This window comes from Clostridiales bacterium (assembly GCA_025757645.1).
GTDB lineage: Bacteria > Bacillota > Clostridia > Oscillospirales > Oscillospiraceae > CAG-103.
Window position 1 is genome coordinate 227,364 of record CP107216.1, and the last position, 25,278, is coordinate 252,641.

The 25,278-nt window shown below is 54.3% G+C and carries 25 protein-coding genes, 1 CRISPR repeat array and 1 riboswitch; of the genes, 3 read left to right on the forward strand and 22 right to left on the reverse strand.

Annotation, left to right across the window (positions count from 1 at the left end; translation table 11 throughout):
- Positions 1 to 108: 108 nt before the first annotated feature.
- The 16 genes from OGM61_01115 to deoD all read right to left on the reverse strand — a co-directional run bounded on the left by OGM61_01115 (position 109) and on the right by deoD (position 16,285).
- The gene (locus OGM61_01115; GenBank protein UYI84697.1) at positions 109 to 312 is read right to left on the reverse strand and encodes a helix-turn-helix domain-containing protein; all 204 of its coding nucleotides are present in this window, start codon (positions 310 to 312) and stop codon (positions 109 to 111) included.
- Entirely contained in the window at positions 302 to 748 is a 447-nt protein-coding gene (locus OGM61_01120) for a sigma-70 family RNA polymerase sigma factor (protein UYI84698.1), read from the reverse strand. The genes OGM61_01115 and OGM61_01120 overlap by 11 nt, the downstream gene beginning before the upstream one ends.
- 204 nt (positions 749 to 952) lie before the next feature.
- Positions 953 to 1,720 (reverse strand): class I SAM-dependent methyltransferase, encoded by a 768-nt coding sequence (locus OGM61_01125; protein ID UYI84699.1) that lies wholly within the window; start codon positions 1,718 to 1,720, stop codon positions 953 to 955.
- A 50-nt stretch (positions 1,721 to 1,770) separates the two neighbouring features.
- Positions 1,771 to 3,690 carry a tetracycline resistance ribosomal protection protein Tet(W) gene (tet(W), locus tag OGM61_01130; protein UYI84700.1) on the reverse strand — a complete coding sequence of 640 codons (1,920 nt, stop codon included), beginning with the start codon at positions 3,688 to 3,690 and terminating at the stop codon, positions 1,771 to 1,773.
- 384 nt (positions 3,691 to 4,074) lie between these two features.
- A complete protein-coding gene (locus OGM61_01135) occupies positions 4,075 to 4,596 on the reverse strand; it encodes an ATP-binding protein (GenBank protein ID UYI84701.1) in 522 nt (173 codons plus the stop codon).
- A 292-nt stretch (positions 4,597 to 4,888) separates the two neighbouring features.
- Positions 4,889 to 5,122: direct repeats of the CRISPR family, unit length 33 nt; unit sequence GATGCAAGCCGCACAGGCTACGCTGAGGCAAAG.
- A gap of 120 nt (positions 5,123 to 5,242) precedes the next feature.
- On the reverse strand, positions 5,243 to 5,929 hold the full coding sequence (rplA, locus tag OGM61_01140; protein ID UYI84702.1) for a 50S ribosomal protein L1: 687 nt from the start codon (positions 5,927 to 5,929) through the stop codon (positions 5,243 to 5,245).
- 73 nt (positions 5,930 to 6,002) lie between these two features.
- Positions 6,003 to 6,428, reverse strand: a complete 426-nt coding sequence (gene rplK / locus OGM61_01145; GenBank protein ID UYI84703.1) for a 50S ribosomal protein L11 — start codon at positions 6,426 to 6,428, stop codon at positions 6,003 to 6,005.
- A 27-nt stretch (positions 6,429 to 6,455) separates the two neighbouring features.
- Complete coding sequence (gene nusG / locus OGM61_01150; protein UYI84704.1) at positions 6,456 to 6,980, reverse strand: transcription termination/antitermination protein NusG; 525 nt, start codon at positions 6,978 to 6,980, stop codon at positions 6,456 to 6,458.
- Between the two features lies 1 nt (position 6,981).
- Entirely contained in the window at positions 6,982 to 7,248 is a 267-nt protein-coding gene (gene secE, locus OGM61_01155) for a preprotein translocase subunit SecE (GenBank protein ID UYI84705.1), read from the reverse strand.
- Between the two features lie 25 nt (positions 7,249 to 7,273).
- Positions 7,274 to 7,438 carry a 50S ribosomal protein L33 gene (gene rpmG / locus OGM61_01160; GenBank protein ID UYI84706.1) on the reverse strand — a complete coding sequence of 55 codons (165 nt, stop codon included), beginning with the start codon at positions 7,436 to 7,438 and terminating at the stop codon, positions 7,274 to 7,276.
- Positions 7,439 to 7,668: 230 nt separating this feature from the next.
- A complete protein-coding gene (locus OGM61_01165; GenBank protein ID UYI85549.1) occupies positions 7,669 to 9,204 on the reverse strand; it encodes a Na+/H+ antiporter NhaC family protein in 1,536 nt (511 codons plus the stop codon).
- 271 nt (positions 9,205 to 9,475) lie between these two features.
- A riboswitch (Lysine riboswitch) is annotated at positions 9,476 to 9,642 on the reverse strand.
- A gap of 314 nt (positions 9,643 to 9,956) precedes the next feature.
- The gene (locus OGM61_01170) at positions 9,957 to 10,988 is read right to left on the reverse strand and encodes an ABC transporter permease (protein UYI84707.1); all 1,032 of its coding nucleotides are present in this window, start codon (positions 10,986 to 10,988) and stop codon (positions 9,957 to 9,959) included.
- A complete protein-coding gene (locus OGM61_01175; protein ID UYI84708.1) occupies positions 10,985 to 12,289 on the reverse strand; it encodes an ABC transporter permease in 1,305 nt (434 codons plus the stop codon). The genes OGM61_01170 and OGM61_01175 overlap by 4 nt, the downstream gene beginning before the upstream one ends.
- The gene (locus OGM61_01180; protein UYI84709.1) at positions 12,286 to 13,833 is read right to left on the reverse strand and encodes an ABC transporter ATP-binding protein; all 1,548 of its coding nucleotides are present in this window, start codon (positions 13,831 to 13,833) and stop codon (positions 12,286 to 12,288) included. The genes OGM61_01175 and OGM61_01180 overlap by 4 nt, the downstream gene beginning before the upstream one ends.
- 400 nt (positions 13,834 to 14,233) lie before the next feature.
- The gene (locus tag OGM61_01185) at positions 14,234 to 15,379 is read right to left on the reverse strand and encodes a BMP family ABC transporter substrate-binding protein (protein UYI84710.1); all 1,146 of its coding nucleotides are present in this window, start codon (positions 15,377 to 15,379) and stop codon (positions 14,234 to 14,236) included.
- Positions 15,380 to 15,559: 180 nt separating this feature from the next.
- The gene (gene deoD, locus OGM61_01190; protein UYI84711.1) at positions 15,560 to 16,285 is read right to left on the reverse strand and encodes a purine-nucleoside phosphorylase; all 726 of its coding nucleotides are present in this window, start codon (positions 16,283 to 16,285) and stop codon (positions 15,560 to 15,562) included.
- 151 nt (positions 16,286 to 16,436) lie between these two features.
- Here deoD and udk point away from each other — a divergent pair, with 151 nt between their 5' ends.
- The 3 genes from udk to OGM61_01205 are packed head-to-tail and all read left to right on the forward strand — an operon-like array spanning position 16,437 to position 18,061.
- The gene (gene udk, locus OGM61_01195; protein UYI84712.1) at positions 16,437 to 17,051 is read left to right on the forward strand and encodes a uridine kinase; all 615 of its coding nucleotides are present in this window, start codon (positions 16,437 to 16,439) and stop codon (positions 17,049 to 17,051) included.
- A complete protein-coding gene (locus OGM61_01200) occupies positions 17,052 to 17,642 on the forward strand; it encodes a thymidine kinase (GenBank protein UYI84713.1) in 591 nt (196 codons plus the stop codon).
- Positions 17,639 to 18,061, forward strand: coding sequence for a VanZ family protein (locus tag OGM61_01205; GenBank protein UYI84714.1), 423 nt, complete (start codon positions 17,639 to 17,641; stop codon positions 18,059 to 18,061). The genes OGM61_01200 and OGM61_01205 overlap by 4 nt, the downstream gene beginning before the upstream one ends.
- 64 nt (positions 18,062 to 18,125) lie before the next feature.
- Here the strand turns inward: OGM61_01205 and OGM61_01210 are convergent, their stop codons facing one another.
- The 6 genes from OGM61_01210 to clpB all read right to left on the reverse strand — a co-directional run bounded on the left by OGM61_01210 (position 18,126) and on the right by clpB (position 25,227).
- The gene (locus tag OGM61_01210; protein ID UYI84715.1) at positions 18,126 to 18,800 is read right to left on the reverse strand and encodes a hypothetical protein; all 675 of its coding nucleotides are present in this window, start codon (positions 18,798 to 18,800) and stop codon (positions 18,126 to 18,128) included.
- A 27-nt stretch (positions 18,801 to 18,827) separates the two neighbouring features.
- Positions 18,828 to 19,067, reverse strand: a complete 240-nt coding sequence (locus OGM61_01215) for a helix-turn-helix domain-containing protein (GenBank protein UYI84716.1) — start codon at positions 19,065 to 19,067, stop codon at positions 18,828 to 18,830.
- A gap of 361 nt (positions 19,068 to 19,428) precedes the next feature.
- Entirely contained in the window at positions 19,429 to 20,166 is a 738-nt protein-coding gene (erm(B), locus tag OGM61_01220) for a 23S rRNA (adenine(2058)-N(6))-methyltransferase Erm(B) (protein UYI84717.1), read from the reverse strand.
- 124 nt (positions 20,167 to 20,290) lie between these two features.
- The gene (locus OGM61_01225) at positions 20,291 to 20,374 is read right to left on the reverse strand and encodes a 23S rRNA methyltransferase attenuation leader peptide (protein ID UYI85550.1); all 84 of its coding nucleotides are present in this window, start codon (positions 20,372 to 20,374) and stop codon (positions 20,291 to 20,293) included.
- 407 nt (positions 20,375 to 20,781) lie between these two features.
- Positions 20,782 to 22,401 (reverse strand): hypothetical protein, encoded by a 1,620-nt coding sequence (locus OGM61_01230; GenBank protein ID UYI84718.1) that lies wholly within the window; start codon positions 22,399 to 22,401, stop codon positions 20,782 to 20,784.
- 231 nt (positions 22,402 to 22,632) lie between these two features.
- The gene (gene clpB / locus OGM61_01235; protein UYI84719.1) at positions 22,633 to 25,227 is read right to left on the reverse strand and encodes an ATP-dependent chaperone ClpB; all 2,595 of its coding nucleotides are present in this window, start codon (positions 25,225 to 25,227) and stop codon (positions 22,633 to 22,635) included.
- Positions 25,228 to 25,278: the final 51 nt, after the last annotated feature.

Here is a 25,278-nt window from a genome sequence, read left to right on the forward strand (position 1 = left end):
TTTCAAAAATGCCAAACAGGAACGAAAAAAAGCAGCAAATCTGTTGAATAGATTTACTGCTTTCTGGTTGCCGGCGAAGCGGCGGTTATTCAGTTGTAGGCGGTAGGGCTATCTCCCAAAGCGGAACTTGAAAATAGCTGTGAGAAGCGTCTGGGTGATGTAGTCCTCTGTATCTTGGTCTACCCGTCCATTCACACGGGCGGCACATTGTATGCGGCGGCGGTAATACTGCAATACAGTTCCCACCGCTTCCGGCTCCCCGCTGGTGGCTTGGACGATTGTTTCATAGGGGAGAAGCCTATTATTTCTCATATGCCATTCCCTCCATTTCCGCTTGGAGCTGCCGTAGGACTTTTCGGATATGGTAGCCCGCTGTGCTGCGGCTGCGCCCGTACTGTCTGCCAATTTCGTGCTGTGGAATACGCTTGAAAAAGGACAGGTAAATCATTTCCCGCTCCCGTTCGTCCAGCCGTGACAGGGCTTCCGCAAGTAAGCCGCTGCTGAAAATGACCGTATCGCCGCAAAGGGTAAGTATGTATTCCTCGTCCGGCTCCGGGGCTTGGAAATATTCATCTGTCGTGCCTAAAGGGTAGTGCTTTTCGTCTGTGAGGTATTCAAGGGATATTTCTCTTTTGTGCTTCCTGCTCCGTGTCCTCGCTGCGTTGATCGTTGCATTTCGGATAACGACTTTGCAAAAGGCATGGAAAGTGTACTCGATATGTTCCCGATATTCTTCTGTACAGGTCATGGAAAATCCCCCTTTCCTCCCAAAAGGGCTGTGGCTGGTTAGTAGTTGCTTTTTATGATAGTAAGGGGCGGCAGCACTTTAGGCTGTCGCTCCTTGACTGCCTAACTGCAAAACCGGGCGGGGCTGTCAACGGCGGGCGAAGCCCGTTCATCTTGACCGTTGACTGGCTCGGCCAGGTTTGCTATTTATCCGGCAAACTTGAATTTATTTTAAGCTATCACGTTTTACCTTTTTAAGCCTTACTATCATTACCATAGGAATTTCTTTGTTGTTTTTGAAACATTCTTCATAAAATCCATCAATGACAAATCCAGCTCTAAAACAAAGGTTAAAAATATCTTGTATGGAACGATGATAATAAATCTGCTCCTCCGGTTGCCCTTCAATCGCTATACCATAGTAACTGTGCGGTGTCATATATTTTTCAGTCAACGTGATAAAACAAGGGTGTTGCGTTGCAAAGACAAAAATTCCGCTTTCCTGCAACAGTTCATAAACAGCCATAAGAAGTGGTTCAATATCCGTAATATCCATAATTGCCATATTAGAAACTGCTTTCGTAAAGGCTCGATTTCTTTTTAATTCTAATATACTTTTTCTATCGGTCGCATCCGCCACACAAAATTCAATTTGTTTTGCATATTGTGATTGCCGTCTTTTAGCCAATTCTATCATTTTTTTGCTGTAATCAAAAGCGACAACCGAAGCGCCTCTTTGTGCAAGATACGAAGAATAATTTCCATTGCCACACGCAATATCCAAAATGTAATCCGCAGGATTAGGAGATAGAAGTTCCGTTACTTTGGGACGCACTACCTCTCTGTGAAATTCATTAGATTCGTCACCCATTGCATTATCCCAAAATTGTGCGTTCTCCTCCCAGATTTTTTTACTTTCCTCTGTTCCCATGTTCTCTCCCACTCCCCAAATTTGCTTTTTTGCTTCCATTAAATCTTCCTTACTATATTCCATTGTTACCCTCCATAACTTCTGATTGTTGCCGTCTTGACGATTATGTATCTTTACATTACCTTCTGAAACATATAGCGCACCTTGTCCAGGCGGCTGTTTGGACGGCGGGGCTGGATGACTGGCTTGCCGACAGCGGCCTGATACCCTTTCAGTTCTGTAAGGCATACGCTCTGCCCGTTGGTGTAAAAGGCCAGATCAGTACGGTATGCCTGTATACAGCGGGCGGGAATCTCGCCAGTAAAGACAACTTCATCCTTTTTTACCTGGACCGTTTCGATGGTGGCACAGTATTTCGGTGCATCATGATAAGCCCTGGAAAGATATTCCCGGGGCGCATAGAGGGTGAAGGAGAGATAAGGTTCCAGCAGTTGCGTCCCTGATTCCTTCAATGCCTGTTCCAATACAATCGGGGCCAATGAGCGGAAGTCCGCCGGCGTGCTGACCGGACTGTAATAAAGCCCGTATTCAAAGCAAATCTTACAGTCCGTTACGTTCCAGCCGAACAAGCCCTGCTCCAGCCCGTAACGGATACCATCCCTGACAGCGTTTTGAAAACTCTGGTTCAAGTATCCCAGCGAAACCCGGCTCTCGTATTGTACACCGGAGCCAAGCGGGAGTGGTGTAACAGACAGTCCGATGGATGCCCAAAACGGGTTGGGCGGCACCTCGATATGGATGGTGTGGCTGGCTGCTTTGAGCGGCCGCTCCATATAAATGACGGTGGGTTCCTTTACCACTGTTTCAAGCTTGTATTTTTCCGACAGCAAAGCGGAAACAACCTCCAACTGCACCCGGCCCAAAAAAGAAAGAATGATCTCATGGGTGATGGAATCCACCTCGCAGCGCAAAAGCGGGTCAGTATCCGCAAGTTGCGTAAGAGCGTCCAGCAGCCGTTCTCTTTGCGCTGCCGTTTTCGGCGCAATCGACGTCCGCAGCATGGGGAGGGGGTCCTCACGCCACCTTTTACGAGGGAGCCGGGTTGGGTCCCCTAATACATCGTTTAACCTCACGCTGTCGCTGGGAAGGATAACAATTTCACCCGGATAAGCGGTGTCTGTCCGAACAATTTCCCCTTTGGATGGAATACGCATCTCTGTGATTTTCAGCTTTTCTCTCCCGGCCAGGGCCACCGTATCCCGCAGGCGCAGCGTTCCGCTGTATAGCCGTAGATAGACACGCCGCTGGCCGCAATCTGTATACTCCACCTTGAAAACGCTGCCGCATAGGGCGGCGCTCCCCTGTTCCCCAATCGGTTGGAACAGCCCTGTCACCGCATCCATCAACGGTTGAATGCCAAGGCCCTTTTTGGCGCTGCCATAATAGACCGGGAACAGGGAGGCGTCTTGAACCCGCCGCTGTTCCTCCCGCACAAGTTTTTCCCGGCTGATTGGTTCTCCTGCGATATACTTTTCCAATAATTTATCGTTATTTTCGATGACCGCATCCCATGCTTCTATGTCGGTATTTTCCTCCAGGACTATTTCCGGGGACAGCGACACCGTCTGCTTGATGATAATATCGGCGGAGAGCTTATCCCGAACAGACTGAACCACGCTCTGCAAATCAACGCCAGCCTGGTCGATCTTGTTGATAAAGATAACGGTGGGAATGTTCATTTTCCGCAGGGCATGGAACAGAATACGGGTCTGGGCCTGCACGCCATCTTTAGCGGAGATCACCAAGATGGCCCCATCTAAAACAGCCAAAGAGCGGTACACCTCCGCCAAAAAATCCATGTGGCCGGGCGTATCCACAATGTTGACTTTACATCTGTGCCACTGGAAGGAAGTGACTGCCGCTTGAATGGTAATCCCACGCTGCCGCTCCAAAAACATGGTGTCCGTCCTCGTTGTCCCTTTTTCGACGCTCCCCGGTTCTGAAATGGCTCCGCTGGCATATAGCAGGCTCTCCGTCAAGGTCGTCTTTCCAGCGTCTACATGGGCAAGAATTCCAATATTGATTATTTTCATGTGATTGTCCTCCCTTTACTGCCCCGAAGGGCATAAAAATCCCCAGCAGTAAAATACTTTTACCACTGGGGATGATAATTTGCGGACATACACATATACAGCATACACCTGTTTGTGAGTGCTGTTTTTGGGGATATGTCAAAATTGATAAGGCAAAAGTATTCTTAAATTGGGTACAAAAAACTAAGCCCCTACAAAAGGGACTATCATAATCCTTTGTTCCCACTATTTGATTATAGTTTTATTTAAGAATACCTTGCCGCATATTTTTTACTCCTTTTCTGGAATTGAATTATTATATCACATCAGTTTAATTATTATATCACATCAGTTTTAGGAAAACAAGTATCTAAAAGAAATTTTTCTTCCCCTTATATGTAACAATCATACCGGCTTCCTAACGTTCAGAATGGTTTCTACTGTCTGCTGCGGTGTTTGGTTGGAATTGTCCAGCCAAAAGCCGATCCGTGGTGTTGTCTGCATAAATGTATCGTATAAGGTTTCAACCGTAAAGCCGGAATAGCCTGTTTTCTCCCTGTATCGTTCCCTTTCTTTTATTGTTTCCACATCTGGACAAAGAACGACAACCTCAACAGGGTATTTATGCAGATAATTTATCATTCGGTTTAATTCATCACCGTAGTAGTTATCTTGGATCACTACAGAAAAGCCGTTGTCAAAGTATGACCTTGCCGCATCAGCAGTCAATTTGTATCGAAGGTACAGCTGGCGGACTGCTTCCGCTGATGGGGTAGCTGACATATTTTCTCTGCCTGAAATAATCATTTTTCGGAACACATCACCACGAAGATGGACGCATTTTTCTATTGATTTTGCCAGTAAATCGGAAACTGTAGATTTTCCAGAAGCCATTAAGCCTGTAATGAGATAAATTTTTTGTTTCATTTCACTTCCTCCGGCACAAAAAATATGTACATGTAACTAATTCAACACATTTATAATTTGAATAGGGACATTATAGCATTTACTAAATACAAATTCAATGTATACGGAAAGAAAGATATAAGGAGTGGGAGGGATTCCGCCGTAGTCGGCATTGTAGGAAAATCCAAAAGTTTAGATTTTCCCACAATGCTTATCTTTTGGTCTTTGGTTCGGAATAGTGTAGTGCTGGCGGTCTATCTCTTGTTTTCGGTTGCTTGCTTCCTTACCGTACATGAGCATTGCCTCCGGGGATGATGCAAGCCGCACAGGCTACGCTGAGGCAAAGATTGCAAGTCAGCATATCGTTCACCACCTTTCGTGATGCAAGCCGCACAGGCTACGCTGAGGCAAAGGGGAAAAAGTGTGGCTATGCGAATGAATCACATTGGATGCAAGCCGCACAGGCTACGCTGAGGCAAAGTGGATGCTGCGCGTCAGGATCGTGAGCATCCGGGATGCAAGCCGCACAGGCTACTGTGCAAGGCAAAAGCAAACGTCTGCCGCAAAGCAGGAAATATTTGAATGCGTTGAAAAACAGAACCAATGGCACTAACTATGAAAACGCAAAAACACCCCGCCGAAGGCGGGGTGTTTTGCTGTCAGGCGATCAGATCTTCGTGACGATCTTGATGCCGGGGCCCATGGTGGACGCCGTGACGCAGGACTTGATGTACTGGCCCTTCGCGGCGGCCGGCTTGGCCTTGATGATCGCGCCGATGAGCGCGTTGTAGTTCTCGGTGAGCTTCTCAGCGCCAAAGCTGACCTTGCCGATCGGGCAGTGGATGATGTTGGTCTTGTCGAGACGGTACTCGATCTTACCGGCTTTGGCTTCCTTGATGGCGTTGGCAATATTCGGCGTGACGGTGCCGGCCTTCGGGGACGGCATCAGGCCCTTGGGGCCGAGCACTTTGCCGAGACGGCCGACGACGCCCATCATGTTGGGAGAGGCGATGACGGTGTCGAACTCGAACCAGTTCTCGCCCTGGATCTTCGCAACAAGATCCTGGCCGCCGGCGTAATCGGCACCGGCGTCGAGCGCTTCCTGGACCTGCTCTTCCTTGCAGAAGACGAGCACGCGGTTGACTTTGCCGGTGCCGTGGGGCAGGACGATGGCGCCGCGGACCTGCTGGTCGGCGTGACGGGAGTCAACGCCCAGCTTCACGTGCAGCTCGACGGTCTCGTCAAACTTGGCCTTGGCGGTCTTGGTGATGAGCTCGAAGGCTTCCTGCGGCTCGTACTGAGCCTGCTTATCAATGAGCTTAGCGCTCTCTTTATAATTTTTACCTCTGAACAATTCAGTTTCCTCCTAATAAAGTGGTTCGTCGGATGGATGATCCTCCCACGATCAGGGAGCGGAATCTGACGGCTTATTCGCCGACCAGAACGCCCATGCTGCGGCAGGTGCCTGCGATCATGCTCATAGCAGACTCGATGCTCGAGCAGTTGAGATCGGGCATCTTCTGCTCTGCGATCTTGCGCAGGTCTTCCTTGCTGATGGTCGCGACCTTATCTCTCTGGGGCACGCCGGAAGCATGCTCGATGCCGCAGGCCTTCTTGATGAGCAGGGCTGCCGGGGGCGTCTTGGTAATGAACGAGAAGCTGCGGTCGGCGTACACGGTGATGACGACCGGGATCATCATGCCCATGTCGCCCTTGGTGCGCTCGTTGAAGTCCTTGGTGAACTGGCCAATGTTGATGCCATACTGGCCGAGCGCGGGGCCGACCGGGGGAGCCGGCGTTGCCTTGCCGGCGGGAACCTGGAATCTGACGTATCCAACTATTTTCTGTGCCACTTGAAAGCACCTCTTTCTTGTAAGATTTTAATCCTTGATCGCTTCGACCTGATCGAGTTCGAGGTCGACGGGCGTCTCTCTGCCGAACATGGAAACGACGACGCGGACACGGTCCTTGTCGGGCTCGAGCTCGTCCACCGTGCCGATGAAGCCCTCGAGCGGGCCGTCGGTGATCTTGACGGAGTCGCCGAGCTCATAGCCGACCACCACTTCGTGATGCTCGACGCCGAGGTCGTAAATTTCCTGTTCTGTCAGGGGGATCGCCTTCCCGTCGGAGCCGACGAAGCCCGCGGCGCCGCGCACGTTGTGCACGAGATGCCAGCTCTCATCGGTCAGCACCATCTTCACGAGCACGTAGCCCGGAAAGACCTTGCGCTCGACGGTCTTTTCACCGGAATCGGTGATCTCCTTGACCGTCTCCATCGGGATGTTGACTTCCTGGATCAGATCCTGCATTTTGCGGTTTTCCGCCGCCTTTAGGATGTTCGCGGCCACGCTGTTTTCGTAGCCGGAGTAGGTATGGACAACATACCATTTTGCAAGTTCAGACATGTTACCCACCCAGCTTCAGCAGAAGCTGCACGCCCTGATCGGCCAGCGAGTCGAAGCCCCACAGCACCAGTGCGGAGGCGAGCATGACCACCAGGCAGACCGCGGTGTTGTTTGCCGTCTGCTTCGGCGTCGGCCACACGACCTTTTTGAGCTCGCTCTTCATGTCGCGGAACCATTTGCCGATGCGTTTGAAAAACGGGAGTTTTTTATCGACTTTCTTGACGGCTTCGGTGGAAGTTTCTTTCTTTTCCGGTTTCTTATCAGCCATGAATCATTCCGTCCTTTCGAAAGTCTTATTTGGTTTCAACGTGCTTGGTGTGCTTGCGGCAGAAGGGGCAATACTTACTCAGTTCGAGCTTTTCGGTAGTGTTCTTCTTGTTCTTCATGGTGTTGTAGTTCCGCTGCTTGCACTCTGCGCATCTGAGCGTCACCTTGACACGGGATCCAGCTTTAGCCATATTTTTCGGCACCTCCTTATTGATTTCGTCCCTGTCGGGACGTGATTGCCTCCCTGTATGAGCCGAAAGGGCATAAAAAGGGAACCTCTCGACTGACAGGTAGATTCACTATACCACACTCTCTGTCAAAGGTCAAGCCTTTTTGCGCCGCCGCAAAAAGACGCAAAACGCCGCCTCCGAAAGCCCGGAGGCGGCGTTGAACATATGGGTTTCTATGCGGTTTTGCTCTCTCAGGCGACGTCCTCGAAGCCGGGCAGCGGCTTCTTGGCGGTGATGGCGCGGATGACGAACAGGGCCGCGACCACGAGCACCACACCGATGGCGAGGCAGATATAAACGTTCTGGATGAAGCCCGCCAGGATGTAGTTGACAAAGCAGATGATACCGACGGTGCCGGCATACGGCAGCTGCGTGGACACGTGGTTGACGTGGTTGCACATCGCACCGGCGGAGGCCATGATGGTCGTGTCGGAAATGGGCGAGCAGTGGTCGCCGAACACGGCACCGGCCAGGCACGCGGACACGCCGATGATGAACAGGCTGCTCGACGGGTCGAACACATAGGTGACGATCGGCAGCAGGATGCCAAACGTGCCCCAGCTCGTGCCGGTGGAGAAGCTCAGCACACCGGCGACAAGGAAGATGATCGCCGGCAGGAAGCTGAACAGCGACCCGGCCGCAGAGTTCATGACGGAGGCGACGAAGTACTTGCCGCCGAGCAGGCCGGTCATGTTCTTGAGCGAGGTGGCGAAGGTCAGGATCATGATGGCGGGGACCATGTTGATGAAGCCCTTCGGCAGGCAGGCCATGGAATCCTTGAAGGTGATGAGACGGCGGCACAGGAAGTAGATGATCGTGAACACGAGCGCGATCAGCGAGCCCCAGGGCAGGGCGACAAAGGCGTCCGTGTTGCCGAAAGCGCCGACGAAGTCGTGGTAGTAGTCACCGGAAGCGTCCCAGTAACCGCCGGCGTAGACGAGGCCGGCAAAGCACGTCACGATCAGCACGGCGACGGGCAGGATCAGGTCGATGACGCGGCCGTTCTGGTTGCAGTCGATGGCATCATTGTTCCCGTCGGCGCGGTCGCCGGTGGTGTAGAGGTCGTTCTTGAAGCGGGCGTTCATCTCGTGCAGGCGCATCGGGCCGTAGTCGAACTTCATGAGGATGAGCGCGATGATGAACACGAACGTGAGCAGCGAGTAGAAGTTATACGGAATGGCGCGCACGAACAGGTCGAAGCCGTTGTAGTCCTCGACGACGCCGGACACGGCGGCGGCCCAGGAGGAGATCGGCGCGATCATGCACACGGGTGCGGCCGTGGCGTCGATGAGGTAGGCGAGCTTGGCGCGGGAGATCTTGTGCCGGTCGGTGACGGGCAGCATGACCGAACCGACGGTCAGGCAGTTGAAGTAGTCATCGACGAAAATGAGCACGCCGAGCAGGAAGGTGGCGAACATGGCGCCGGCGCGGGTCTTGATGTGGGTCTCGGCCCAGCGGCCGAAGGCGGCGGAGCCGCCGGCGCGGTTGATGAGCGCGACCATGGCGCCGAGGATGACGAGGAAGAGCATGATGCCGGCGCTGTCGGCGACGGCGGGCACCATACCGTCGTTGATGATGGCGTCAAGGCCGGTGATCGGGTTAAAGTTGGAGTAAAACAGCGCACCGAGCAGGATGCCGACGAACAGCGACGAGTAAACTTCCTTCGTGATGAGTGCGAGGATGATGGCGACGATCGGCGGCACGAGTGCCCAGAACGAAAACGCCATGCGGCTGGTGGATGTGATCTCGCCGGTGCCCTCGCAGGCACTGCATTCTTCACCCTGCGAGATGCCGGTACCATTGCACGTGGTGCAGGTGATGGACTTTGCCACATCGTCCCCGTCATCGGCGGCGAGCGCGCACACGCTCAGCAGCGACACGGCCATGACGACGAGCAGCAGAACAGCCAGGATCTTGCGTCTGGAATTCATCTTGAAATTCCTCCTATAAAAAAATGTCATGAACAGAGCATACTGTTCATGACACTTGAAACTCCTGGTCAATGACAGCGCTCCGCGTATGCGGCAGTCCGGCGGATGTTCTCCGACGGCCCAGGCAATCCCGCGGCAGGAACCTGCGAGACCCTTCGGCGGCTGCCCCTTTCCCCTCCCGGTTACCTGCCGGTGAGCGAGGGTACTGATGACTTCCGCGCCTCTATCATGCTTTGTTCAGCAAGTTCAGTATACGGTCGCCCCTACGAAATGTCAACCAGTTTTATGACCATTTTGTGAATTTTGTATGTTTTTGCGTTTTTCACAGGAAATGCACATATTGTTTGTGCGATTTTAATAAAAACGTGTGGATGGTCAAGCCTGACCGGCCAAAGCGCGAGAAGCCGCCGCTGCCTGCCGGATATCCGAGCCACAGGGGGTGCTCGAGGGGGCAGAGCCCGCCTCGAATGGGATCTGTGCGTTCCATTTGCAAAATGGAACGCACCTGCCGGATGCCCGGCAGGTGCGGAATGGAACGGTCGTCCGGCTCAGCGGCTGCCCTTGTCGTAGGGGATGCCCTCGGCCTTGGGGGCGCGGGAGCTCTTGGACGTAAAGGCGAGCACGATGATCGTGATGAGGTACGGCAGCATCTGATAGAAGTGCGCGCTGATGCCGATCTGCGCGAGCAGATACACGCCGTCGCCGTTGATGTCGAGGCTGGTGTAGGCCGCGGCGATGCACTTGAACAGGCCGAACAGCAGCGACGCGCCCGCGATGTTCAGCGGCTTCCAGTTGCCGAAGATCATGACGGCGAGGGCCAAAAAGCCGAAGCCCGCCACGTCGCCGTTGGACGAGCAGTTGGCCGTGGTCAGCGCGTAGACGAAGCCGCCCATACCGGCCAGCGCGCCGGAGATGGTCGTGCCGGCATAGCGCATCTTGTAGACGTTGATGCCGAGCGAGTCGGCCGCCTGCGGATTTTCGCCGCACGCGCGCAGGCGCAGGCCAAAGCGCGTCTTGTACAGCAGGATCGACAGGATGATGAACACCAGGATGCACACATAGGTGGCCAGATACACCTTGTTGATAAACGTCTCGCCGAAGAAACCGAGATCGACGGACTTGTCGATGCCGAGCGTGCTCTTTTTGATCATAAACCAGCTGGCCGAGTCACCGCTGGCCATGTTGAGGGTGTTCTGGTTGGCGATGATGCGGATGAAGAACAGCACCAGCGCGGGCGCCAGCAGGTTGAGCGCCGTGCCGCCGATGGTCTGGTCGGCGCGCAGGTTGATCGACGCGAACGACAGCAGCAGCGAAAACAGCGCGCCCATGGCCGCCGACACGAGCATGGCCAGCAGCACGAGGCCCTGCAGCGTGCCCCAGTCCCCGGCCGCTTTGGCGGCGTTGAAGACCTCCAGGCCCTGCATCTGGCGCACGAAGAGCACGCCGATGAACGCGCCGAAGATCATGATGCCCTCGAGTGCGAGGTTGATGATGCCGCTGCGCTCGGCAAACACGCCGGCGAGCGCCACGATCATGAGCGGGACGGCATAGATCAGTGTCTGTTGGATGAGAAAGCTCATGCCTGCTCGCCTCCTTCCGCGACGGGCGCATCCGCGTCCGGGTCTGTGATGGCCGGGTCCGGATGCAGATCCGGGTCTCCGAGCGACTGCGCGGGCTCGACGGGCTGATCGTCCGCCGGCGTGTCGCCGGACTTGCGCTTTTTCTTCCGGCCGTCGAGCAGCATGCGGATCACGAGCGAGAACGCGCTCAGATACACGATGGCCGCAATGATGACGTCCGTGATGTATTCGTTATACGCCGTGAGGTTGGTCAGCTGCAGGCCCGCAATGTCGAGCACGGACATGAAGATGGCCGTGAAGATGACGGCAATGGGGTTGTTGACCGCGAGCAGGGCGACCGGGATGCCGTTGAAGCCCTCGGCCGGGAGCGTCTGGTACGTGCTCCAGAAAAACTCCGTATTGCCGGACAGGTAGTACAGCGCAGCGCCGCCGCCGGCGAGTCCGCCCGCGATGGCCATGGACAGGACGATGTTGCGCTTGTCGCGGATGCCGGCGTAGCGGGCGCTGTGGCGGTTCATGCCGCAGGCCTTGAGCTCGTAGCCGAGCGTCGTCTTGTTCATGAGGATGTACATGCCGATGGCGAAGAGAATCGCCACGAGGATACCGGCATTGACCTGCGAGTTCGGGAAGAGCTTGTCGAGCCCGAGCTTCGCCGTGGCCACGTCGTTATAGGTCGTCTTGTAGATGTAGCCGGACTTGGTGTTCTCGACCAGGTTTTTGAAGTTGCTGATGTCGAACATCCACGTCACGAGGTTTGCCGCCAGCCAGTTGGTCATGATGCTCGCCAGCACCTCGTTGATGTTCAAAAACGCCTTGAGCGCGCCGGGGATCGCGCCCCAGAGCGCACCGGCGGCGACGCCGCCGAGAAACGCAAGGATCCAGATCAGCCACGGGGCGACGCTGCTCGATGGGATGCCGAGCGCGATGCACAGCGACACGAGCGTGCCCATGAGGTACTGGCCGGGCGCGCCGATGTTGAACAGGCCGGTCTTGAACGCCACGGCGACGGACAGGCCCGTCATAATCAGCGGCGTGGCGCGGAAGAGCATATTGCCGAAGTTCGTAGAGTTGAAGCCCCAGGTGAGCACGCCGGAGGCGGTGCGGCCGGTGCTGAACAGGCCGGCGAACACGATGCGGATGCCGTCCCAGACGCTCGACGCGCCGAGCTCCGGATTCGAGAAGCCGACGGCGGCGATGATGACGCTGCCGACAACGAGACCGATGAGGATCGACAGCAGCGACGCGAGGATCTTCTTGGTCATGTCCTTTTCATAAAGGGTGCGGAGTTTGTTCTGCTTCATGCCGATTCACCGTCCTTCCCGCTGCGCTTGGCGCCGGACATATACAGACCGAGCTCCTGCACGGTCGTCTGCTTCGGGTCGAGCTCGCCGACGATCTGCCCCTCGTACATGACGAGGATGCGGTCGGACAGGCTCATGACCTCGTCGAGCTCGAGCGACACGAGCAGCACGGCCTTGCCCGCGTCGCGCTGGGCGACGAGCTGCTTGTGGATGTATTCGATCGCGCCGACGTCGAGGCCGCGCGTGGGCTGCACGGCGATGATGAGCGGTTTGTCCCGGTCGACCTCGCGGGCGATGATGGCCTTCTGCTGGTTGCCGCCGGACATGCTGCGCGCGATCGTGACGGCGCCCTGGCCGCTGCGGACGTCGAACTGCTCGATGAGCCGGTCGGCGTAGGCGCGCACGGCGTCGCGGCGGATGAAGCCGCCGTGCTGGAACTGCGGCTCTTTATAGCGCTGGAGCACCATGTTCTGCTCGAGCGTGAAGTCGAGCACGAGGCCGTGCTTGTGCCGGTCCTCGGGGATGTGGCTCATGTTCCTGCCGCGGCGGCGGATGGAGGCGTGCGTGATCGTCTCGCCGCAGAGCGTGACCGAGCCGCCCGTGATCTTGTCCAGGCCGGTCAGGCCGTGGATGAGCTCCGTCTGGCCGTTGCCGTCGATGCCGGCGATGCAGACGATCTCGCCCGCGCGGACATTGAACGACACATGATCGACGGCGTTGCGCTTGTGCAGGTGCGACAGGACGCACAGATCCTCCACATGCAAAATCTCCTCGCCGGGGTGAGCCGGCGTCTTGTCGATGACGAGCTGCACGGGGCGGCCGACCATCATGTTCGACAGCTCCTGCTTGTTCGTGTCGCAGGTGTTGACCGTGCCGATGCACTTGCCCTTGCGCAGGACGGTCACGCGGTCGGCCACGGCCATGATCTCATTGAGCTTGTGCGAGATGAAGAGGATGGACTTGCCCTCGCGCGCAAACTCCTTCATCGTGGCCATGAGCTCGTCGATCTCCTGCGGGGTGAGCACGGCGGTCGGCTCGTCGAAGATGAGAATCTCATTGTCGCGGTAGAGCATCTTGAGGATCTCGACGCGCTGCTGCATGCCGACGGTGATGTCCTCGACCTTGGCATCGAGGTCGACCTTCAGGCCGTATTTTTCCGAGAGCTCCTCGACCTTTTTGCGCGCTTCCTTGCGCTGGATGAAACCGAGCTTCGTCGTCTCCGCGCCGAGGATGATGTTGTCGAGCACGGTGAACACGTCGATGAGCTTGAAGTGCTGGTGCACCATGCCGATGCCGAGCGCGGTGGCATCATTGGGGTTGTCGATCTTGACGGGCTTGCCGTTTTTGCGGATCTCGCCCGCCTCCGGCTGGTACAGGCCGAAGAGCACGCTCATGAGCGTGGATTTGCCGGCGCCGTTTTCACCGAGCAGGGCGTGGATCTCGCCCTTTTTGAGCTGCAGGGTGATGTCGTCGTTGGCCTTAATACCGGGGAACTCCTTGGTGATGTGAAGCATTTCGATCACATACGGAGGAGCGTTGTCCATACCGCCACCTACTTTCCTATTTCTGTTTCTGTGTTTGCATATCGGCAGCCGCCGGACGGGAAACCGCGCTGCCCGGCGCGCGAAATGGCTCTTCTAATATTTTGATTATACCTGTTTGATCGCCTGATTTCAAGGCATTCCGCCCCAAATGTGTACAGAATGCAAACGAAAAAAGGAGAGAAAGCCAAAGCTTTCTCTCAGCCCGGGCGAAAACCCGGAGTTTTTCACCCGGGCCGAGACGCCGCCCGCCGGGCGGCAATGGATCTCATCCGAGGCGGGCCCTTCGCCCCCTCGGGCTCCCCCGCGGCGCACAGGTCTGCACACGGCGCGGCTGTTCCGGGGCAAACAAGAAAAGGAGAGAAAGCCAAAGCTTTCTCTCCTTAAAAGGAATCCGGTCAAATTACTTGACGAGATTGAGGGTGACGTGATCGGTGCTGGCGAGCTTGGTGAAGTCGTTGTCGATGGTGATCTCGCCCTTGACGATCTTCTCGAACATGGCCTTGTACTGGTCAACGGTCCAGTTCTTGAGGCTCCAGGTGTCGGTCGGCAGACCAACAGCGCCCTCGGCCGCGCCCAGGGTGGTGAGCTTGCCGCCGTAGTTGGCCCAATCGCTGCCGTAAGCGGCGGTCAGAGCCTGCTGAGCAGCCTCGCCGATGCCCTTGAGGGCGGAGGTGATGACGGTGTCGGAGGTGTAGGACTGGTCGACGTCCACGCCGATGACAGCCGCGTCGTTCGCGGAAGCAGCAGCGGTGATGGAGTCGAAGATGGAGCCGCCGCAGGAGAAGATGACCTCGGTGCCGTTCTTGTACCAGCCGGAGGCCAGGGTCTGCAGCTCAGCGGAGGGCTGGAAGCTCTCGCCGTATTTCCAGGTGTAGTTCATCTCGACCTTGACGTTCTTTTCGGCTGCAGCAGCCTCAGCGCCCTGAACGTAACCGTAGCCGTAACGGCAGCAGGCATCGTTCGTGCCGCCGCCACCGCCGCAGAAGCCGAGCTTGGTGTAGCCTTCCATGACGGCAGCATAGCCGGCCAGGTAGCCGCACTGCTCTTCACGGAAGCTGATGGCAGCGAGGTTGGTCACGCCGTCGACGGGCGAACCGTCAATGAACACGAACTTGGTGTCCGTGAATTCCTTCGCGGCCTTCTCGAGGGCAGCGCCCTGCAGGAAGCCGGCGGCCACAACGACCTCTGCGCCGTTGTCGACAGCGGCCTTCATGGCGTCGTAACGATCGTCATCGGTGGCCTTGTCGCCGTTGGCGGGCTTATAGTACTTGTAGGACTTGCTGTTGGCATTGGCGTACAGCTTCACGCCATCGTAAGTGCCCTGGTTGAAGGACTTATCCTTCAGATCGCCCACGTCGGTGACGAACGCGACCTGATACTTGCCATCGCTGGACGTCATTTCGTCCGGGATGTCGTCTGCCTTCATAGCCGTTTTTTTGCCGTCGTCTTTCTTGCCCGTGTCCTGATTGTCCTTGGGACCGCAGGCGCACAGCGCAAAGACCATGACGAGCGCGAGGAGCAGAGCAACGAGCTTCTTCATGTTCATGCTATTTTTTCCTCCATTAAAATTTTACCCGACATTCGGGTGGTTTTTTGTTGTGTTTTCACAACTGTCTTTAGTATACCACGCGCCGGAATTGCAAGCAATCCTATTTGTTTCGAAAATATAAAAAAAATATAAACAAATTGGGCATCTGTCCGTTTCTCGCGGACAGATGCCCTTGCGTTACAGATTTGCCATGTTGACGGCGGTGTCGAGCGCAATCGTAATCATCTGCACGAAGGAGTTCTGCCGCTGTTCGCTCGTGAGCTCCTCGGCGCGGTAGATGTGATCGGAGATCGTGAACAGGCCGAGCGCGCGCTTGCCGGCGCGGGCGGCGTTCATGTACAGGCCGGCGGCCTCCATCTCGACGGCGAGCACGCCCATCTTCTTCCACTGATCCGGACCGTCGCTGCCGTCGTCGTAGAAGTTATCGGCCGAGAGCACGTTGCCGACGTGCAGCGTCACGCCATTGGCGGCCGCCGCGGCGACGGCCTGGCTGAGCAGCGTGTAGTCCGCGATGGGCGCGAACGTGCCGTTGAGGCCGAACTGGTGCGCGAAGTTGGAGTCCGTGCACGCGCCCGCACCGGCGACAACGTCCATGAGGTTCAGGTCGTCCGCGAGCGCGCCGGCCGAGCCGACGCGGATGATGTTGTCGACATCGTAGAAGTTGTACAGCTCCCAGCTGTAGATGCCGATCGACGGGATGCCCATGCCGGAGGCCATCACGGTCACGGGCACGCCCTTCCACGTGCCGGTGTAACCCTGCACGCCGCGGACGTTGTTGACGAGCACGGGATTTTCCAGAAAGGTCTCGGCGATGAACTTCGAGCGCAGCGGGTCGCCGGGCATGAGCACGGTCTTGGCGATGTCTCCGGCTTTGGCTGCGATATGCGGCGTGGGAACAGGCATGATACTACCTCCGTTTTTCTATTTTTTCAGGTTTGGCCGCGCGCAGCGGCCGGTTTTATTTTAACCGCAAAAAATGCAAAAGTCAAATTGCAACGGCCCTGCGCCTGTGGTAGAATGTTGGAGAAAAAAGCGACACACGGGAGGCGGCACCATGAGCGACGTCATCACCATCGGCATCGCCGGCGGCACCGGCAGCGGCAAGACCACCATCACGCGGCGCATTCTCGACGAATTCGGCGGCGATGTGAGCGTGCTGTACCACGACAATTATTACAAGCGGCACGACGACATTCCCTTCCCCGAGCGCAAAAAGCTCAACTACGACCACCCGAATGCGTTCGACACGCAGCTGCTCGTGCAGCATCTCGACGCGCTGCGCGCCGGGCAGGCGGTGGAATGCCCGATCTACGACTACACGGTGCACAACCGCGCGGCCGAGACGACCACGGTCACGCCGGCCAAGGTCATCGTCGTCGAGGGCATCCTCATCTTTGCCGAGCCGGAGCTGCGCGAGCGGCTGGACATCAAGCTCTTTGTCGACACGGATGCCGATGTGCGCATCCTGCGGCGCGACGTGCGCGACCGCGGCCGCGACCTGGAGTCGATCGTCACGCAGTATCTGACCACGGTCAAGCCCATGCACGAGATGTTCGTCGAGCCGTCGAAGCGCTATGCCGATATTATTATCCCTGAAGGCGGGCATAATCAGGTTGCGCTCGATTTTGTCATGGAGCGCATCCGGGCCTATGTAAAGGAGCGGGATTAAATGGCCAAACTCTACTTTAAATACGGCGCCATGGGCTCGTCGAAGTCCGCACAGGCGCTCATCACGCAGTTCAACTATGAGGAGCTGGGCATGACGGTCTGGCTCATCAAGCCGTCGGTCGACGACCGCGACGGGGCGAACATCATCCGCTCGCGCATCGGCCTGCAGCGCGAGGCGCAGGTCATCCACCCGGACGAGGACATCATCGCCACGTTCGCGCGCGCGGGCCACGCCGATGTCATCATCGCGGACGAGGCGCAGTTTTTCTCCCCCGAGCAGATTGACCAGCTGCGCCGCATCGTTGACGAGCAGAACATCCCGGTGCTGTGCTTCGGCCTGCGGACGGATTTTCTCACGCACTTCTTCCCCGGCGCGCGGCGGCTCATGGAGCTGGCCGATTCCATCACGGAGATCAAGACCGTGTGCGCCTGCGGCCGCAAGGCGACGGTCAACGCCCGCATCGACGGCAGCGGCCGCGTCATCACCGAGGGCGGGCAGATCCTCCTCGGCGGCAATGACAGCTATGTCGCCATGTGCCACAAGTGCTGGGTGGACAAGATCCGCGCGCAGAAGGAAGCAGAGGGCAAATGAACCGCCGCGCCAGCCGCATCCTGACGGTCTGCGCTGCCGTGTGGCTGCTGGTCATCTGGGGCCACTCGTGCCTGCCTGCGGCACAGAGCGGCGCCGAGAGCGGCGCGCTGCTGGTCGTGGTGCAAGATCTGCTGCCGTGGATGACCGACCATGTGCTGCGCAAGTGCGCGCACTTTGCCGAGTACGCCGTGCTCGGCGCGCTGACGGCCGCCGCGCTGCGCACGAGCGCGCATTTTTCGTGGCCGCGCGCGCTGCTGCCAGGCCCCTTTGCCGCGCTGTGCGACGAGACGATCCAGCTCTTCGTCCCCGGCCGCAGCGGCCGCATCGCGGACGTCTGGCTCGACACGGCGGGCTACCTCACCGGCGCGCTGCTGACACTGCTGATCTTCCGCCTGTGCCGGAAACAGCCGAAAGCCTGAAAAAAAACAATTCTCAGTTAAGTGAAAAGGTGCGGGAATCATGATGACTCCCGCACCTTTTAATTTATTTCAAATACTCATACTCAAACAGTGTCGGGACAATTTCGGAGTTATAATACTCTTTCACCAGCGTTTTCAATCCTACCAGCGCCGTATGCAACTCCACGTTTTCCCAAACCGTATCCCCCGTCACTTCGTCTTTATGCGAGGTATCCAATTCTGAAGAGATTTGGTATACGCCATAGGTCAATGCAGGGTCATAGTTTTTTGCCTGCTTTGCCCAGTGCAAAACGGTTTCCCACTGTTCCAAAAGTTTGGTCTCCTTATCGCCTACTAAAAGAGCTTTTACATCTTGTAGGGCAATTGTTTCTCCGTTCGTATCATCAAAACACAGCTCGTTACGGTAAAAGCGTCCGTCGCTGCCTGTAAATGTCCTCATGTGGTTTTGCGTTTCTAAACAGGTAAACAGAAGGCATTTTAAGAGAAATTGTGTCAGTTTCCCGCTTGCAACATCTGCGTGATACCTATCCGCGCCGTCTGCTGACTTCATAATGCGGGCACGTTCCGTCCACGCCCTGTTATATGTGATATAACGCGAGGCGCAGAACATGGGGAGTTTTTCGAGATAGTTGTCTTTTCGCAAGAAAAAGCCATTGCCATTATATATGCCTGCGCGAATTAAAACGGCGTGTAAATCAGGGTTATCAAAGCCCGGGCCATCAACTACGAGATATCCCATAATGTTCGTTAAATATATTAACGACAATCATTGCTTCTCTTCTTCTATTTGCAACTCTACTTGTTCTAATTCATTAGGAATTAAGTCAATAACTAAGGTTGAGTTTGTCAATTCTGCAATTCGTTCCAATGTTTTTAATGTCGGATCTGATTTTCCTGATTCAATCAATGAATAATTTGATCTACTCATTTCTAATTCTTGGGAGAATTTTTCTTTTGATTTGGTACCTCTCATCTTTTTTAAGCTTTCTCTAAATGCTAGTTCCAAGTTTCTCCCTCCTGTTTATGTAAATATTTTGCACGTTTTCCATTTAATTATATCGTTACACCTTGTAAATCACAAGTGATTAATCACAAATCACTTGTGATTAGTGATTGTTATTGGTGTTGCCTAGAACGATTCTAAGCACATGTTTAATTTTAAAGTGGGCAATTATCTTTAAAATGTCCTACAATGATTCAATAAAAGCATGGCTGCTAGTGAAACTTGCGACCATGCTTTTAAAAATACTTAATGGGGTCCCGAGCGCTTTAGCTCCTTGGAAGCTGTCAGTAGTATACCTAATAATTTATCTACATTCCCTTTAGTAACGTGTAACTTTCCAAATTTACAAAAGCGACTCATAGAATTATTTCCTCCCGTTAAATAATAGATAACTATTAAAAATAGACAATACTTGCTCATAAGTAACGGTACTTAAATTGTTTACTTTGGCGTGTTTCATTGCTTGATGAAACTGATTTTTAGTAAACAGTTGACGATATTCTCGATTGACCCATTTTGAAACAAAGTACGTATATAGCTTCCAATATTTATCTGGAACATCTGTGGTATGGCGGGTAAGTTTTATTAAGACACTGTTTACTTTTGGTTTAGGATGAAAGCATTCCGCTGGCAGCTTAAGCAATTGCTGAATCGAGACTTGAGTGTGCAAGAGCAACCCTAGTGTTCGGTGAATATCCAAGGTACGCTTGTAGAATCCTTCTTCAACAATCAGATAGATGTCAGACGCATGGCTTTCAAAAACCACTTTTTTAATAATTTGTGTGCTTAAATGGTAAGGAATACTCCCAACAATTTTATACCTCTGTTTGTTAGGGAATTGAAACTGTAGAATATCTTGGTGAATTAAAGTGACACGAGTATTCAGTTTTAATTTTTCTGACGATAAGTTGAATAGATGACTGTCTAATTCAATAGACGTTACCTGTTTACTTATTTTAGCCAGTTTCGTCGTTAAATGCCCTTTACCTGTTCCAATTTCGTAAACGGTATCGGTTTCTTTTAAATTCAATTGTTTTATTATTTGGTTGAGTACTTTTTCACTCGTTAAAAAGTTTTGAGAATATTTTATATTTTTGTTCATGTAATCACTCCTGAAGTGATTACATCTATAAATAAATACAGAAGTTAAACGATTTGTTTGTAATTTTAGTTATCTGTTTAAAAAGTCATAAGATTAGTCACTGGTAGGAATTAATCTAACGTATTTATTTATCTGCGTAATCACTGTTTTTAGTCTGTTTCAAAACAGTAGATGTTTTATCTACATTACGCATTTGGAATACCAACATGACGAATCCCTCCTTCTTAATTACAAATTTTTAGCATCTAATTTAACTTCAATTCCTATTATACAAAATTTTAAGATAATGCACTATCAACACACTCTTAAGTTTGCTTCTAAGTCTTATTTCCATAACTTTAGGGTTAACCATACGCAAGACCAATCACTCTCGGACAATACTCATGATTTTCGGTAAAAAACGTAAAAGAAATAAGAACAATTAACAAAATGTATAATAACAATCAATAGCGACTAATGATTTTCATGTAAAAGGACACCAAACTATACGGTGTCCTTTTCAAATTCTTACGTCATATCAAGGCTCATTCAATCGTGGTAAATTCGTGGTAAAATGAGTGCTTTCCTATATTTCAAAATGCTTGAAAGTATAGTGTTTATGCGGATAATCAAAAATCAGATATAAAATTTAATAATAAACAATGGCTTTATCCGCATTTTTTGATTTACTGCCAAGCCGCCATCATGCTGTAGCAAAACCCCATTCTCTGTGTCATCCGGAAATGTCCTCTTGTCATAATAGGTTTTGCTATACATGGTATGAATGCGCTTAACACATAGCATTCCAAAATCATCTAATGTCTCGTTGGGAGCAATATCATAGCCATGAATTTCAATATTATCAATGTTTGCCTCTGCCTGACCCCAATAGGCGCACATGATGCAGGCATCAATATTTGTGTGGAAGTGCCGTCTGTTAAACGCGAAACCTCCTAAGAATTCTTTATTGATCAAGTGCTGTGCTTTCCAATACTTGACCGGGGAATAAACAATATAGCTATCCGTTGGCTGGCGCAGATAATACTTGAAGGCGGACCAAATAAAGGCGTTACCCAAATCATTGGTAGCAGTCCCTTTGACCTCTTTTTTCATTTCTGAGACAACATAGCTGTTTTTCCATGTGGATGATTTCTTGCCTACACCATGACGTTGATGTTCAACGCTAGTTGTTTCAGCGTAGGGCGGGTTTTCAAACAAAATCACCGTGCATTGCGGATTGTCAAGGTACTGCTTAATGACGGAATTTTCAATATATTCACGGCTTAAAGCGTCCGCACCTGTTACAAGTCCGGCGTTGAATGTCTCAGCTGTTTCAACAGGCGGGATAATATGGCGCACTTTTGCACCGAGCAATTCTTGTAGCACCTTGTATTCGTAATATTCGACCGTAGAAACAATACAATGCGTGAGTTCATCGTCCGTCAATCCCGCCTCAAGATTGCCTGTCCCTGCACACCTGTCTAGAATGATATAGTCATTTCCGGCGGGCACACGAGCAATAGCGGCACGTACAAGTTCGATCGACTTTTCAGCGTAAAGATGATGTGTATAGAATGCACCAAGGTTCTTTTTCTGCAAGGTGTCATTTAACTTGTCCATCAAGTAGTTAAACTTGATGTTTGTCTGTCCTTCATAAGGGTATATATACTGTGCAAAGTGAACTGGTTTTCTGATTTCACCAATTGTTTTATGCTTGCCTGTGTCATCACCCAAAAAGTCCTCTTTGCGCGCTGTGGGAACAGCCTTGTAAAAAGATGTAGCCCAACCGACGATGCAGTTTTCATCAATATGTATTTTGGTAAAACTATTTTCTTTGAGCAAGGCAACAATACCTTCAGCATCAAGTTGCTTTTCATAATGCAGCACCCGCTCAGCATCTCCGCCAATAAATCCGCTGTTATCCTTTGATGCACCGCCGAAATACAGCTTTTCAATATCCGCCAAATAAGGCGCGGATCGGTACAGCCAAACGCACGCGGCGTTCACATCTATGATCAGAATGTTAGCTGGAACAGGCTTCCCCTTGACACGCAGAGCAGACAGGTATTTGATACACTGAAACAGCACAGAGTTCAAATCTGTAACGTGAAGCTTAAACTCTAACAGATTGCCATTGATAACGCCATCGTTGCTGTCAGATATAATTTCATCAATATTTAATTGGGGATCAACACGTGGAAGAAAAGTCTTGTAAAAATCAAGCTGACCATCTCTTTCCAAGACATACTTATCCATAACAAGCCCGCCTTTTCCGCTAATAATCCGCGCCGTTTCACGGCTATCGTGACAGGCCATTAGAGGCTTATCATGGTTTATGCAATAAACCATGAGGCTGGCCAGCCTCGATTTTTTGTATGCCTATTATAGCATTTTCTGCTTAAAACACAAGGAATAATTAACAAGGGCAAAAGCAAAACCCCGGGAACCTGTGCACGATGCACAGATTCCCGGGGTCATTTTTATGCCTTATGCCTTCACGCGGCAGACAAGCGCGCCGTTCTCGGCGTCCACGACGAGCGTGTCGCCGGCGTGCAGGTCGCCGGAGAGGATGGTGCGGGCAATGAGCGTCTCGGCGTGGCTCTGCAGGTAGCGCTTGAGCGGACGCGCGCCGTAGACCGGGTCATACCCGTTGGCGATGATGAGCGCCTTGGCGGCGTCGGTCATCTCGAGGTTCAGCGTGCGGTCAGCCAGGCGGCTGCGCAGGGCGGCGACGAGGTTGTCGATGATGTGCGACAGGTTGTCGCGCGTGAGCGGACGGAACATGAGGATCTCATCCAGACGATTGAGGAACTCCGGCCGGAAGGCGCGGCGCAGCTCGCCCTGCACGCGCTCGCGCGCGTCCGCGGTGATCTCGCCGTCCGGGCCGATGCCGTCGAGCAGGTACTGGCTGCCGAGGTTCGACGTGAGGATGATGATCGTGTTCTTGAAGTCCACCGTGCGGCCCTGGCTGTCCGTGATGCGGCCGTCGTCGAGGATCTGCAGCAGGATGTTGAACACATCCGGGTGCGCCTTTTCGACCTCATCGAACAGCACGACGGAGTACGGTTTGCGGCGCACGGCCTCGGTAAGCTGACCGCCCTCGTCGTAGCCGACGTATCCGGGAGGCGCACCGATGAGACGCGAGACGGAGAATTTCTCCATGTACTCGGTCATGTCGATGCGCACCATGCTGCGCTCATCGTCAAACAGGCTCTCGGCCAGCGCCTTGGCCAGTTCCGTCTTGCCGACGCCCGTCGGGCCGAGGAACAGGAACGAGCCGATCGGGCGGTTCGGGTCGCTGATGCCGGCACGCGAGCGCTGGATGGCCTCGCAGACCTTCTCCACGGCCTCGTCCTGGCCGATCAGGCGGCGGTGCAGCACTTCGTCGAGGTGCAGCAGCTTCTCGCGCTCACCCTCCATGAGCTTTGCCACCGGGATGCCGGTCCACTTGGCAACGATGCCGGCGATCTCCTCCTCGGTCACGGTGTCGTGCACGAGGGAGTTGTCGCTCTTGCGGCGCTCGGCCGCGGCTTCGGCCTCGGTGAGCTCCTTCTCGAGGTTCGGCAGGTCGGAGTACTGCAGGCGCGCGGCCTTTTCATACTCATAGTTGCGCTGGGCCTCTTCGATCTGGGCGTGCAGGTGGTCAATGTCCGCCTTGAGGGACTTGACCTCCTCGACGCTGTTCTTCTCGGCCTCCCAGCGGGCCTTCTGCTCGTTGAAGCGGTCCTTGAGCTCGGCGAGCTCCTGCGTGAGCTTTTCGAGCCGGTCGCGCGAGAGCTGGTCGTCCTCTTTCTTGAGGGCCATCTCCTCGATCTCCATCTGCATAATGCGGCGGCGCAGGTCGTCGAGCTCCGACGGCATGGAGTCGATCTCCGTGCGGATCATGGCGCAGGCCTCATCGACGAGGTCGATGGCCTTGTCAGGCAGGAAACGGTCGGTGATATAGCGGTTGGAGAGCGTGGCCGCGGCGACGAGCGCGTTGTCGTGGATGCGCACGCCGTGGTAGATCTCGTAGCGCTCTTTCAGGCCGCGGAGGATGGAGATGGTGTCCTCCACCGTCGGCTCATCGACCTGCACGGGCTGGAAGCGGCGCTCGAGCGCGGCATCCTTTTCGATATACTTGCGGTACTCGTCGAGCGTCGTCGCGCCGATGCAGTGCAGCTCGCCGCGGGCGAGCATCGGCTTGAGCAGGTTGCCGGCGTCCATGCTGCCCTCGGTCTTGCCCGCGCCGACGATGGTGTGCAGCTCATCGATGAACAGCAGGATGCGCCCCTCGCTCTTGCGCACTTCCTCGAGCACGGCCTTGAGCCGCTCCTCGAATTCGCCGCGGTACTTTGCGCCCGCGACCAGCGCGCCCATATCGAGCGAGAAAATGGTCTTGTCCTTCAGGCCCTCGGGCACGTCGCCGCGCACGATGCGCTGCGCCAGCCCTTCGGCGATGGCCGTCTTGCCGACGCCCGGCTCGCCGATGAGCACGGGGTTGTTCTTTGTTTTGCGCGAGAGGATGCGGATAACGTTGCGGATCTCCTGATCGCGACCGATGACCGGGTCCATCTTGCCTTCGCGGGCGCGCTCGACGAGGTCGGTGCCGTACTTTTTCAGCGCGTCATAGGTGTCCTCCGGGTTGTCGCTCGTGACGGGGCCGGTCTTGACCTTTTTGAGCTCCGCCACAAAGCCCGCCTTCGTGATGCCGTGCGCGCTGAAGATGCGCTTGATGGCGGCGGTCTCGTTGGCGAAGATGCCGAGCATCAGGTGCTCGACGGAGACGTAGGCGTCGCCGCCGGATTTGGCCTCGCGCTCGGCGAAATTGAAGATCTTGCTCGTTTCCGGCGAGGCGTACACCTCGCCGCTGCCGCCGGAGACCTTCGGCAGCTGGTCAATGGCGGTGTCCAGCTCGCTGAGCACGGCGTTGCAGTCCACGCCCATGCGGCCGAGCAGCGTACCGATCAGGCCGCCGTCGGCGTCAACGAGCGCATAGAGCAGGTGCTCCGGCGTGAGATACTGGTTGCCGTTTTCCTGCGCCATGCTCTGGGCGGTCTGGATGGTTTCGATTGTCTTTTGCGTGAATTTATCAGCGTTCATAGTCGGGTTGCTGCGTGTTCCGGCACGCAGCGCCTCCTTTCATGGATGGTT